Source organism: Aquimarina brevivitae (assembly GCF_004216895.1).
GTDB classification, from domain to species: domain Bacteria; phylum Bacteroidota; class Bacteroidia; order Flavobacteriales; family Flavobacteriaceae; genus Aquimarina; species Aquimarina brevivitae.
Window position 1 is genome coordinate 66500 of the sequence record NZ_SGXE01000003.1, and the last position, 13292, is coordinate 79791.

General features: G+C 37.5%; 12 protein-coding genes. All 12 read right to left on the reverse strand.

Annotated elements, in window-relative coordinates; genetic code table 11:
* Window positions 1–49: 49 nt before the first annotated feature.
* Window positions 50–1336: an argininosuccinate lyase gene (gene argH, locus EV197_RS12625; RefSeq protein WP_130287152.1), complete on the reverse strand. Its 1287-nt coding sequence runs from the start codon at window positions 1334–1336 to the stop codon at window positions 50–52.
* The gene (locus EV197_RS12630; RefSeq protein WP_130287153.1) at window positions 1333–2415 is read right to left on the reverse strand and encodes a M20 family metallo-hydrolase; all 1083 of its coding nucleotides are present in this window, start codon (window positions 2413–2415) and stop codon (window positions 1333–1335) included. The genes argH and EV197_RS12630 overlap by 4 nt, the downstream gene beginning before the upstream one ends.
* A gap of 16 nt (window positions 2416–2431) precedes the next feature.
* Window positions 2432–3223 (reverse strand): acetylglutamate kinase, encoded by a 792-nt coding sequence (argB, locus tag EV197_RS12635; protein WP_242610732.1) that lies wholly within the window; start codon window positions 3221–3223, stop codon window positions 2432–2434.
* Between the two features lie 131 nt (window positions 3224–3354).
* The gene (locus EV197_RS12640) at window positions 3355–4299 is read right to left on the reverse strand and encodes an N-acetylornithine carbamoyltransferase (protein ID WP_130287154.1); all 945 of its coding nucleotides are present in this window, start codon (window positions 4297–4299) and stop codon (window positions 3355–3357) included.
* A 50-nt stretch (window positions 4300–4349) separates the two neighbouring features.
* Window positions 4350–5489 (reverse strand): aspartate aminotransferase family protein, encoded by a 1140-nt coding sequence (locus EV197_RS12645; RefSeq protein ID WP_130287155.1) that lies wholly within the window; start codon window positions 5487–5489, stop codon window positions 4350–4352.
* The gene (gene proC / locus EV197_RS12650) at window positions 5486–6283 is read right to left on the reverse strand and encodes a pyrroline-5-carboxylate reductase (protein WP_130287156.1); all 798 of its coding nucleotides are present in this window, start codon (window positions 6281–6283) and stop codon (window positions 5486–5488) included. The genes EV197_RS12645 and proC overlap by 4 nt, the downstream gene beginning before the upstream one ends.
* A 1-nt stretch (window position 6284) precedes the next feature.
* Window positions 6285–7262 carry an N-acetyl-gamma-glutamyl-phosphate reductase gene (gene argC / locus EV197_RS12655; RefSeq protein ID WP_130287157.1) on the reverse strand — a complete coding sequence of 326 codons (978 nt, stop codon included), beginning with the start codon at window positions 7260–7262 and terminating at the stop codon, window positions 6285–6287.
* Window positions 7259–8449 (reverse strand): argininosuccinate synthase, encoded by a 1191-nt coding sequence (locus EV197_RS12660; RefSeq protein WP_130287158.1) that lies wholly within the window; start codon window positions 8447–8449, stop codon window positions 7259–7261. Before EV197_RS12660 ends, argC begins: the two co-directional genes overlap by 4 nt.
* Window positions 8431–9078, reverse strand: coding sequence for a GNAT family N-acetyltransferase (locus EV197_RS12665; RefSeq protein WP_130287159.1), 648 nt, complete (start codon window positions 9076–9078; stop codon window positions 8431–8433). The genes EV197_RS12660 and EV197_RS12665 overlap by 19 nt, the downstream gene beginning before the upstream one ends.
* A 505-nt stretch (window positions 9079–9583) precedes the next feature.
* On the reverse strand, window positions 9584–10135 hold the full coding sequence (locus EV197_RS12670; protein WP_130287160.1) for a hypothetical protein: 552 nt from the start codon (window positions 10133–10135) through the stop codon (window positions 9584–9586).
* A gap of 137 nt (window positions 10136–10272) precedes the next feature.
* Window positions 10273–11538 (reverse strand): threonine ammonia-lyase IlvA, encoded by a 1266-nt coding sequence (gene ilvA / locus EV197_RS12675; RefSeq protein WP_130287161.1) that lies wholly within the window; start codon window positions 11536–11538, stop codon window positions 10273–10275.
* A 163-nt stretch (window positions 11539–11701) separates the two neighbouring features.
* Window positions 11702–13237, reverse strand: a complete 1536-nt coding sequence (gene ilvC, locus EV197_RS12680; protein WP_130287162.1) for a ketol-acid reductoisomerase — start codon at window positions 13235–13237, stop codon at window positions 11702–11704.
* Window positions 13238–13292 lie beyond the last annotated feature (55 nt).

Below are 13292 nucleotides of genomic sequence, written 5' to 3' on the forward strand. Positions count from 1 at the left end.
TAAAGGGACTTCTAACGTAGTGCTGTCGAAGCTGAACTCATAGGTAAATTTATAAATCCATGGCCTTAATGAGTTTTGCACGGATTTCGTCAAAACCAGGGTTATTGATACTACCGATATGCGTATGTTGCGTATTTTTGACCGGTTTGTACCTACCTTGTTGAATTTCTTCACCGATTACTACGTAGGCTTCTCTAAAGGACATACCATCTTGCACCAATTGGTTTAAGGCATCTACGCTAAACAAATAATCATATTTAGGATCCTCCAAAATCTGATCATTTACTGTAATGTTTTGTAACGCATATTGTGCCATCTCGAGCGAAGCCTTTATATTTTGAATCGCTGGTATGATTCCTTCTTTTAGTAGTTGAAAATCTCGGTGATAGCCACTGGGTAGATTATTGGTCAATAATGTAAGTTCATAAGGTAAGGCCTGAATTTTATTACATTTTCCTCGAATAAGCTCAAACACATCAGGATTCTTTTTATGAGGCATAATACTAGATCCTGTGGTATAAGCATCTGGAATGCTTATAAAATTGAAGTTTTGGCTCATATACAAACAAACATCCATGGCAAGTTTAGACAACGTACCTGCTATACTACTTAGGGCAAAAGCCGTCGCTTTTTCACTTTTCCCTCTACTCATTTGTGCGGCAACCACGTTATACTTTAAGGTTTGAAAACCCAATTCTTTTGTGGTAAATTCTCGATCAATCGGAAAAGAGCTACCATAACCAGCAGCACTACCCAAGGGGTTTTGATCTACCACTTTCAAAGCAGCATTGATAAAATATATATCATCAATAAAACTTTCAGCAAAGGCTGAAAACCATAATCCAAAAGAAGAGGGCATGGCAATCTGCAAATGAGTATATCCCGGCAATGCTATCTCCTTGTGTTTCATAGCTAGCGATAACAATTGGTCACATAACGCCTTCAATAAGGATTTAATCCCCAGTAGTTCATCCTTTAAATACAAATGCATTGCTACCAGTACTTGGTCATTTCGGGATCTTGCTGTATGAATTTTTTTACCCGTATCTCCTAATTTTTGAGTCAGTACGAATTCAATTTTAGAATGAATATCTTCAAAATCGTCTTCAATTATAAAATTACCCTCCTCTATGGTCTTACTAATTTGGTAAAGTTCTTTTTCGATGCTAACTATTTCTTCTTCCTGTAATAAACCTATCTTATGTAACATTTTAGCGTGAGCTAAACTTGCCTTAACATCATACTTAGCGATTACCAGATCTAAATTACGATCATCGCCAACAGTGAATTGGTCTATCTTTTTATCTGTAGCTAATCCTTTATCCCAAAGCTTCATAATACTATTCCTTTTAAAATTTCGATATATAATTCGATACCTTCTTCAATTTCGTGTACATAAATAAATTCATCCGCAGAATGCGATCTGGTAGAGTCTCCAGGACCTAATTTTAGGGAAGGACAACTTAAAACCGCCTGATCAGATAATGTAGGGGATCCATAGGTACTTCTGCCTAACTGGATTCCAGATATTACAATAGGATGATCTATTGGTATAGATGATGATCCTAAATCTAAGGATCTTGGTGCCACGGTAGCTGTTACTGGAAGTGTACTTTGTATATGTTGCAGTATTTCTTCATTGCTATATTTGTCATTTACTCTAATGTCTATGACCAAATTGCAAACACCAGGCACAACATTGTGCTGATTACCCGCTTCTATTTGCGTAACTGTTACTTTAACCGCTCCAAGTGTCTCTGAAATTTTACTAAACTTCAAGTTTTTAAACCAGTCTACAATTTCAATAGCATTGTAAATGGCGTTGTCATCATTGGGGTGTGCTGCGTGACTTGCAGTTCCCTTAACAGCGACATCTAGCACTAACAAGCCTTTTTCGGCAATAGCCAGTTGCATTAAAGTTGGTTCACCCACTATAGCAAAATCTATTGGACCAATTTTAGCTAAAACACTTTTTAAACCCAGGGGTCCACTACTCTCTTCTTCAGCAGAGGCTACGATAACCATATTGTACGCTAAATCTTCCATCGCGAAATAATAAGTAAAAGTAGCCAGTAAGGATACCAGGCAGCCACCGGCGTCATTGCTTCCTAAACCAAACAATTTACCGTCTTCTATAAAAGCTTTAAATGGATCATTAGTATAGTTTCGATTCGGGCGCACCGTATCGTGGTGTGAGTTTAGTAAAATGGTAGGTTTGGATTTATCATAAAATTTATTGGTAGCCCAGACGTTATTATCATCTCTATAAAATGGTATATCATGACTTTCAAACCAGTTCTCTATCAGTAGGGCCGTCTGATCCTCTTCCGAAGAAAAAGAAGGAGTGGCAATTAGCTGCTTGAGTAATTCAATAGCTTGATGCTGTAGGGATTGTATTGATAATTCTTGTTCCATTGATATTTAAATAGGTTTACTGTAAAGTAAGTTTGGTATGCTTACAGTTAGGGTTGCTAATGAATTCCGCATTAGCTATATGTACTTCTTTTAAATTACGGTGTAAAGCTTCAAAACAGTTTTGAAGTTTTGGTAGCATTCCGTCTCGTATGGTTTCTGCCTTTTTTAAAGCGTTATAGGTTTCGAGATTGATATGCTCAATAACCGAATCGTTGTCATGTATATCCGTTAACACGCCAGGCAATTCAAAACAGTAAAAAAGGGACGTTTCGAAATAAGGGCTCATAGCTACCGCTAATTCTGCAGCAATGGTATCCGCATTGGTGTTTAATAACTGCCCTTTGTTATCGTGAGTTACCGCACAAAATACGGGTACCAGACCAATCTCTATTAATTTATTGATGCTAGTACCATTCACTGATTTTATATCCCCAGCATATCCATAATCAATAGGTTTTGCTGGTCTTTTATCTGCACTAATAGCATTAGCGTCAGCTCCGCTCATACCTATCGCATCGCATCCATACTTTTGCAAGGTTGCAACAATGGATTTATTTACTAATCCTGCATAAATTTGTACTACGATATCTAGTTCTTCAGCTGTGGTTACTCTTCTACCCGCAATCATAGTAGTTTCAATTCCTAATTTGGCTGCCAGTTTGGTTGCTTCTTTACCACCCCCATGGATTAGAATTTTGGGTTGCTTCAGCTGCGCAAAATCTGCTAAGAACTGTTGTAATTGTACTTGGTCTTCGATAATATTCCCTCCAATCTTCGCAACTAATAATTTTTGTTTTTTTCTCATCATTAAATGTATTTTGCCGACACGCCACTTGTCTCATTCACTAACAATGTCCACTAGACATTTTCTTGACGCTCTGCCTCTCCAATTTTCGCAGCCCATATTTCTTTTTTTGGTATGAATACCTTGTTTCATAATCACTTCTTGTCTAATAATTTTTTAAGCACCAACTGTGCAGCATAAACTCTGTTAAGAGCTTGCTTAATGACTAAGGATTGTTGACTATCCAAAACTGCATCAGCAATAACAACATTTCTTCGCACGGGTAAACAATGCATCAAAAATGCTTCATTAGTTATTTTCATTTTTTCTTTTGTTAGGGTCCAGTCAAAGTCTAAACTCGTTTTTCCATAATCCTGATACGCACTCCAATTTTTAACATACACAAAATCCGCCTGATCCAAGGCTTTATCTTGGTCATAGAACACCGGAGTATCCTTTATGATCTGATTGGCTAACTCAAAACCTTTTGGGTGTGTTACCGCAAAATCAACGTCCAGCTTTTGCATCATTGCTACAAACGAATTCGCTACTGCTTGCGGTAACGCTTTGGGATGAGGCGCCCAGGTTAATACAACTCTTGGTCGGGTTTCAGTCTTATGTTCAACTATAGTTAGGGCATCGGTTAATGCCTGTAAGGGATGACCAGTAGCACTTTCCATATTGATAACAGGGATAGTTGCATATTTCATAAATCCTTGAAGGACTTTTTCTTTATAGTCTTCTTCTCTATCTTTTAACTCCGCAAATGATCGAATGGCAAGGACATCACAGTATTGCGAAACTACCTGAGCCGCTTCTTTGATATGTTCTGAGGAACCTTGATCCATAATGATTCCATCTTCGAACTCTAAAGTCCAACCCTCTCCACTAAAATTCATGATCATAATCTCCATCCCTAAATTAAGCGCTGCCTTTTGTGTACTTAAACGCGTACGTAATGAAGGATTAAAAAAAAGCATTCCCAAGGTTTTATGCGTTCCCAGGGTTTTATGCGCCAATGGCGATTTTTTGAGTTGCATAGCTTCAGCTATCCATTGCTCGGAGTTGTCAATATCTTCTACGGAAAAAAAATGCTTCATTACAAATGATTTACAATTAATTGTTGAATTAAAAACGCTTAGGTTTAGCTCTAAAGAGTTTCCTTAACTAAAATCGTTTCTAAGGCTTCAAAAAAGATGTTCAACTCTTTTTTTGTGATGGACAATGGGGGGAGAATTCGGATTAAGTTTTTATTAGCTGACCCTCCTGTAAATATATGATGTTCATAAATTAGGGTTTTTCTAAGTTCCTGAACCTCAAAATCAAACTCCAGACCTAGCATCAAGCCGCGTCCTTTTACTTTTTTTACTCCTGGTATATTTGCAGCTTTTTCCATACAATATGCTCCCATTTTTAAAGCATTATGTACCAATTGCTCTTGTTCAATAACATCTAAAACAGCTATTCCTGCAGCACATGCCAGGTGGTTTCCACCAAAAGTTGTACCCAGTAAACCATATGAGGCCTCCAAATCCGGGGATATCAAAATACCACCTATAGGAAACCCATTACCCATTCCTTTAGCTATGGAAATAATATCTGGAGTTATTTGGTGATGTTGATGTGCAAAAAACTTGCCTGTTCTTCCATAACCCGATTGTACTTCATCCATAATGAACAATGCTCCGTATGTTTTGCAAAGCGTTTCTAAACCTTGAAAAAAAGCAGTACTACCTTGATCTAAACCACCAACTCCCTGTATGGGTTCAACAATTATGGCACAGACATCTCCTTTTTGGAGTTCTACCTCCACAAGGTCTAAATTGTTTAAAGGTAAAAAGGTAACCTTTTGCTGCTGATTTATCGGAGCATTGATATTTCTATTATCGGTTGTAGCCACTGCTGCTGAAGTTCTACCGTGAAAAGAATTTTTAAAAGAAATCACCCTGGATTTATCGGTTTTAAAAGAGGCGAGCTTAAGTGCATTTTCATTCGCCTCAGCGCCTGAATTACATAAAAACAGCTGATAATTATCATAACCCGATTGAACTCCCAATTTTATAGCTAGTTCTTTCTGTAGCTTGTTAATAACTGCATTAGAATAAAACCCAATAGCGTCTAATTGTTTCTTGATTTTAGCTACATAATGTGGATGTGAGTGCCCTATAGAAATCACAGCGTGACCACCATATAAATCAAGATATTCCTCTCCATTTGCATCCACGACTTTACATCCCTTTGCACTTACCGGTTCTACAGTATATAGCGGATAAACGTCAAATAGTTTCATGATTTTATAGTATTAATTTTTTCATAAGAGGCCATCACCCCTTTAATTACTGAGGAACTTAAGCCTTGATGTTCCATCTCATTGAGTCCTGCAATGGTACATCCCTGCGGAGTCGTTACTTTATCGATTTCCATTTCGGGATGTGTACCATTTTCTGAAACTAAAGTAGCCGCTCCAATTGCGGTTTGAACTGCGATCAGTTGTGCCTCTTCAGGATGGAACCCCATTTGTATTCCACCTTGAATCATAGCCCGAAGAAACCTTAGAAAAAAAGCGATTCCGCTTGCCCCTAGCACAGTAGCTGCTTGGATTAATCGCTCTTCAATTACCAAGGTTTTTCCAATGGTATCAAAGATTTTGGATATCATAGGTAATGCTGGTGTTGCTGCTGCATTAGCGGCCATACAGGTCATGGACAATTGCTTAGCTGCCCCTGTATTTGGCATCACCCGTACTACTTTTTGATTCGGTAACACCGCTTCAATCTCAGCAATAGCCACGCCAGTAACGGTAGAGATCACTACTTGATCCTCGGTGATTATCCCTTTGAGCTTTTGCAATACCGCATCGATTTGCTTGGGCTGCACACAAACAATAATCCATTTCACGTTTTTTACGGCAGGCTCGATCTCATCTTCTACAGGTATTTTATAGTGATCTTTTACAAAGGATAAATTGGTTTTGGATTTATCTACCACAGTAATTTGATCCTTTGAAAACAACTCACTTGCTAACAAACCAGCCAAGATTGATTTTCCTAGGTTACCACATCCTATGAGGGTTATCTTCTCCATATTAAAATGCGTTTCCTTTTAATTGTAAACCTGTATACTCTTCGATACCACACATCAAATTCATATTTTGCACTGCCTGTCCGGACGCCCCTTTGATCAGGTTATCAATAATCGATGTAACCACTAACATATCTTTCTTTTTAGTGATATGAAGAATACATTTGTTCGTATTAATCACCTGTTTTAAATGGATTTCTTGATTTGAAATTAAGGTAAAAGATGAGTCCTTATAAAATTGCTTATATAAAGCTATTGCTTGTTCATCAGAACCGTCAAACTTGGTATATACTGAAGCATAAATACCCTTACTAAAATTACCTCTATTCGGAACAAAGTATATGGAAGGAATGTCTTTTTCTTGTAACTCCTCTAAGCTTTGACCTATTTCATCTAAGTGCTGATGTTCAAATACTTTATAACTCGAAAAATTATTATCACGCCAACTAAAATGCGTGGTATCACTTGGTAAAACTCCTGCACCGGTACTCCCTGTAGTGGCATTGATATGAATACTATTTTGCAACATATTTTCTTTGGCTAACGGTAAAAGCGCTAGCTGAATTGCCGTAGCAAAACACCCAGGATTAGCAATATTTTTAGCTTTGCTAATGCTATTTTTATGTAGTTCTGGTAGTCCATAAATAAAACTTCGCTCTTTAAACCAAGATTCCTTTTGTAGTCTAAAATCATTACTAAGATCTATAACCTTTGTCCCCGAACTAAAGTCGTGGGTATTTAAAAATGTTTTAGACTTGCCATGACCAAGGCAAAGGAATACTACATCCACAGCTGGATTTATACGATCTGTGAACAGCAATGTAGTTTCTCCCAAAAGATCTTGATGTTGATGAGTAACCGCTTTGCCAGAATTGGTAGTACTGTAGATGAAATCTATGCTCACCTGAGGGTGATGTACTAAAATTCTGATTAATTCACCGGCCGTATATCCAGAACCTCCTACTATACCTACTTTAATCATACTTTTTCGGAGTTTATATTATGATAAATTTTATTGGCATTACCATAGATTTTGATAAATCCTTTGGCATCTTCTGCTGTCCAGTTATTGTTCATTTCGCCGTATTGACCAAAATCAGATTTCATCAAATCATATGCTGATTCAACTCCTTGTAAAATGAAGTGATACGGTTTTAGTTTTACCGTTACTTCTCCTGTTACATTTTTTTGGGTGTCCGTTAAAAATGCTTCTATATTTCGCATTACGGGATCCAAATAATTGCCTTCATGCAATAGCATACCATACCAATTGGCTAATTGTTCTTTCCAATATTGTTGCCATTTGGTTAGGACATGTTTTTCCAATAAATGATGTGCTTTAATAATAATTAGTGGTGCTGCAGCTTCAAATCCTACTCTACCTTTGATACCAATAATTGTATCTCCCACATGGATATCTCTTCCGATAGCAAATGCACTTGCTAGTTTTTCCAGATATTGAATATTCGTAACAGGGTCATTTTTTAGAGCATTTATTCCAATTAATTCGCCTTTTTCAAAATGAAGAACAACCTCTTCATCTTCCGATTTTTGAAGTTGACTTGGAAATGCTTCCTCTGGTAATGGGTTTTGAGAAGTAAGGGTCTCCTTGCCACCAACACTGGTACCCCAAATCCCCTTATTGATTGAATATTGTGCTTTTTCCCAACTGTAATTCACACCGTATTGTTTTAGATAATCGACTTCTTGTTCTCTGGATAATCTTAAATCTCTAATGGGTGTAAGAATTTCAATTTCCGGAGCTAAGGTTTGAAAAATTACATCAAATCGTATTTGATCGTTACCCGCTCCAGTGCTTCCGTGCGCAATATATTTGGCTCCAATTTCTTTCGCATAATTGATTACTTCAATCGCCTGAAAAATTCTTTCGGCACTTACCGATAACGGGTAAGTATTATTTTTAAGCACATTTCCAAAAACGAGATACTTGATTGCTTTTTGGTAAAAGGTTTCTAAAATGGTCTTGTTGACATGAGCACTACTCCCTAATTCCAGCGCTCTTTTCTCAGTGTCTTCAAGTTCTGCCTCAGAAAAACCACCGGTATTCACCAATATTGTATATACTTCTAATTGCCTTTCGTGTTTCAAATATTTTACACAAAATGAGGTATCTAAACCACCGCTATATGCTAGGACAACTTTATCCATAATGCTAATTGTTTGTTTGCTAAAAGCATTGACTGCTTTATTTTTTTTAATCGTTTTAAAACTTTTTCGTCAAACCATTTCTGTTTTTTCTTTACCTGTTTGGCCGGATCATACAGCATACCTGTACACAAGCACATTTTATGCTCTTTTGCGGTTAAGATTGCATAATTAGGACAGGTTTTACAACCACCCCAAAAATTAGGGTCATCCGTTAGCTCAGAAAATGTTACCGGTTTATATCCTAATTCTGAATTGATCTTCATCACGGCCAATCCTGTGGTAATACCAAATATTTTGGAAGTCGGATACTTCTTTAAAGAATAATTGAAGGTAAACTCTTTGATTTGTTTTGCTAACCCCATATTTCTAAAATCGGGATGAACTATCAAACCGGAGTGTGCAACAAACTTATCGTGACCCCATACCTCGATGTAACAAAATCCGGCAAATCTATTGCCTTGAACGGCGATTACGGCATTTCGGTTTTGCATTTTGGTTTTAATATATTCGGGAGTTCTTTTGGCTATACCCGTTCCGCGGACTCTCGCTGATTCATCAATGACCTCGCAAATTTCCTCTGCAAATTCAAAGTGGCTATCGTCTGCTATGAAAATTTCAACTTTACTCATATCTATATGATGCCTTATTAAAAAATAAAATGGATGTTAGTCCTGAACCCTAACAGAACAAAATAAATAGTGATATGCTACCTCTCTTTAGGTATCACATCTTGTAACTCTTAAATAAACTTAGGTTTTTCACTCGGGGAAGCAGGACGCACCTACTTCAATAAAAAGTTAGACCCCCAAGGGGCGACGAAAACAACGAGCAGGAGTATTTTCAATACAAAAAACATTCAAGAACTGAATGTTATTACTTACATAAGATAAATTTGCTGTTTCCATAATAGTGTAACTCTAAATCGTCGGCCGTAGCCCCTTTCGTTAACTAACACTGCAATATTACGGAAAAATTAATAACTACAACGCATAGATCATCAAAACTTATTGATTTTTATATAATTATCAGATGAGCCTCTATTTATTGAATATACTATAGGAAAGAAGAATAAAAAAACATAAAAAAAGGCAATTTATCAAAATCGCCTTTAAAGAATGTAAAACTAAATTATTATTAATTACCACCAATTGTAAATAATAATCCAATGTTAAAGGAGATATCACTTACAGATGCTTCGCCAGTTTTACCAGCATTTAAATAAGCTGCATTCATATTCAATACACCATATTTAAATCCTAGAGCAGGACGAAATGCAAAATTAGAAGTACTTGCCGTAACATTACCAGAAGCACCTTCTACCTCTATAGCACCGATGGAGGCAAGACCTAATCCTAATCCCGCATAAGGTCGAAATCCTTGTTCTTTAAAGAAATACCTACCATTTGCCAAATAAGATGCAATCACAACATTACCAATAGAACCAGTCATACCGTCCTCAGAAATATCAGCTCCCACTAACACATCGGCGGAATATAGAAAAGTTACATCAATCTGTTCATTTACTCCATAGCCTAGCTCCAAGTAAGCAGATATACCACCATCGGTAAAATCCGCAATATCTCCGGCAGGCACTGCATATCCTGCTCCAAATCCTATTTTAAATTGAGCGTTAGCTGTTGTAATGCCTAACAGGGCAATTGCAAATACAAGTACTGTTTTTTTCATAATAGATTTAAGGTTTATCGTTTAAGGACAACAATATACGATTAAAAACAATACATTAACATTAAGTTAACAAAATAATTTATCTTAGCCTGGCTAAGCTGTAACTGAAAAGCAATTGGTATGGAATTGTTTGCTAATTAGATCAAAAATTGAAATAAATCCGGTTTGTCATTTAGGTAGTCTCCAAAAAAATTGTAGGCCTTCATTCTTTCAATAAGCGGTTTAAGGTCCTTTTGATCCTTAAGCTCGATGCCGACCACGGCCGGTCCATTTTCTCTACTGGATTTTTTGGAGTACTCAAAATGGGTGATATCATCATCAGGACCCAATACTTGACCCACGAATTGTTTTAGAGCACCGGCACGTTGTGGAAATCGCACAATAAAGTAATGTTTGAGATCAGCGTAAAGGAGAGCTCTTTCTTTGATTTCTGCAGTTCGGGTAATATCATTATTACTCCCACTTACAATGCATACTACATTTTTGCCTTTGATTTGTTCTTTATAGAATTCTAGGGCTGCTAATGTTAATGCACCTGCGGGTTCAACAACAATAGCATCTCTATTGTAAAGGTCCAAAATCGTTTGACAAACCCAACCCTCGGGAATTGTAAATACATCTGTCAAATGATTTTTACATATTTCAAAATTAAGATCGCCAACTTTTTGAACTGCCGCGCCGTCGATAAACTTATCGATGTTAAAGATTTCTGTGTTTTTATTATTTTGAATAGAAGTTAACATCGAAGGTGCACCTTCTGGCTCCACTCCAATAATTTTAGTGTTAGGTGAAAGTGCTTTGAGTGCTCCGCACAACCCAGAGGCTAATCCTCCACCACCAATGGCTACAAACACATAATCTATAGGCACATCGACTTGTTTAAAAATTTCGAGGCCAATGGTCCCCTGGCCTTCTATGGTTTTGGGATCGTCAAAGGGGTGTACAAATGTTTTATGCTCGGCAGCACATACTTTCATTGCAGCCTTGTAGGAGTCATCAAAGGTATCCCCTTGTAAGATAATGTCAACAAAGTCGCCACCAAACATCTTGGTCTGATCAACTTTTTGCCTAGGAGTCACCGAAGGCATATAAATGGTTCCTTTGATCTTTAATTGGCTACACGCAAATGCTACTCCCTGAGCGTGATTACCGGCACTGGCGCAAACCACCCCATTCTTAAGTTGTTCCGGAGATAAGGACGCTATTTTGTTATAAGCTCCTCTTATTTTGTATGAGCGGACACGTTGTAGATCCTCTCGCTTCAGTAAAACATTTGCCTCATATTTTTTAGAATACCGAATACTTTCCATCAATGGCGTTACCATCGCTACTTTTTTTATCGTAGTAGCTGCGTTTTGTATGGCTTCTAAGGAAGGGAAATATGTGGTGACCGTCGTACTCATAAATTCATTCTAATTCTGTGTATTGCATTTGTAGGAACGCTGCTTTTGTGGGTTGCTTGTCTGTTGGCTCCCCACAAAAGCGTTCCTAAAACAGGTTAACTCATCAAAATCCACACAATACACATTCAAAAAATTTCGATGACCTGCTATACATTCATTAACTTTAAGAAACTGCCTGTGCTACTATTGGTTTCATCGCTTTCATAGAAGCTCTTAATTTGGCACCAACCTTTTCAACCGGATGATTTCGTAACTGTGAATTCACCGTGATTAATTCTTCGTTTGATACCGATTGGTTGGTTACAGAATGAAAAGCTTTTCCAATTACATCAACATCTACTTTTTTCATAAAATCACTCAATAAAGGCTTACAGGCGTGATCAAATAAGTAGCATCCATACTCTGCGGTATCTGATATAACTCTATTCATTTCATATAACTTTTTGCGTGCAATGGTATTCGCAATTAATGGAGTTTCGTGTAAAGACTCGTAGTACGCCGACTCTTCAATAATTCCGGATTCCGTCATAGACTCAAAAGCAAGCTCTACACCCGCTCTCACCATAGCAATCATTAGCACTCCCTTATCATAAAATTCTTGTTCTGTAATATTTTCTTTACTTGGAGGTGTTTTTTCAAATGCCGTTTCTGCAGTTGCAGCTCTCCATTTAAGAAGATTTTCATCGTCTGCCGCCCAATCTTCCATCATGGTTTTAGAAAAATGACCTGTCATGATATCGTCCATATGTTTTCTAAATAGTGGTCGCATGATGTCTTTTAATTCTTCAGAAAGATAATATGCCTTTATCTTTGAAACGTTAGGAAGGCGATCCATCATATTGGTGATCCCTCCATATTTCATACCTTCAGTAATGGTTTCCCACCCAAATTGAATAAGTTTGGAGGCATAAGCTGGATCAATACCCTTTTTGACCATTTTATCAAAACACAAAATCGAACCTGTTTGCAGCAAACCACAAAGTATGGTTTGTTCTCCCATAAGGTCTGACTTTACTTCAGCTACAAAAGAAGACTCCAGTACCCCGGCACGATCACCACCTGTTGCTACCGCATATGCTTTGGCTTGTTCAAAACCAATGCCTTGCGGATCATTCTCTGGATGGACAGCGATCAACGTAGGGACTCCGAACCCGCGCTTATACTCCTCTCGCACCTCTGAACCAGGACATTTTGGCGCCACCATAATCACGGTTAAATCTTTGCGAATTTGCATGCCTTCTTCCACAATATTAAAACCATGCGAATAGGACAGTGTCGCTCCTTTTTTCATTAACGGCATAACCGTTTCCACAACCTGAGTATGCTGTTTATCTGGTGTTAAATTAATCACCACATCTGCTGTAGGAATCAACTCTTCATAGGTACCTACTGTAAAATTATTATCAGTTGCGTTTTTAAAGGATTGTCGTTGTTCTTTTATAGCAGCCGCTCGTAAAGCATAACCTATTTGTAAGCCAGAGTCTCTCATATTTAATCCTTGGTTTAATCCCTGGGCTCCACATCCTACTATTACAATTTTTTTCCCTTTGAGAGCGCTTACGCCTTCCGAGAACTCTGAAGCCTCCATAAATCGACATTTACCCAATTGGGTCAACTTTTCACGCAAGGATAAGGTGTTAAAATAGTTCGTTCGTTTTTGGTTTTCAGTTTTTTTTGCCGTTGGTGCTGTAGTTATCATTGCATTTATTTTTTTTAAATATTGTACACTTTTATTTTTTACACTTCTTTATACT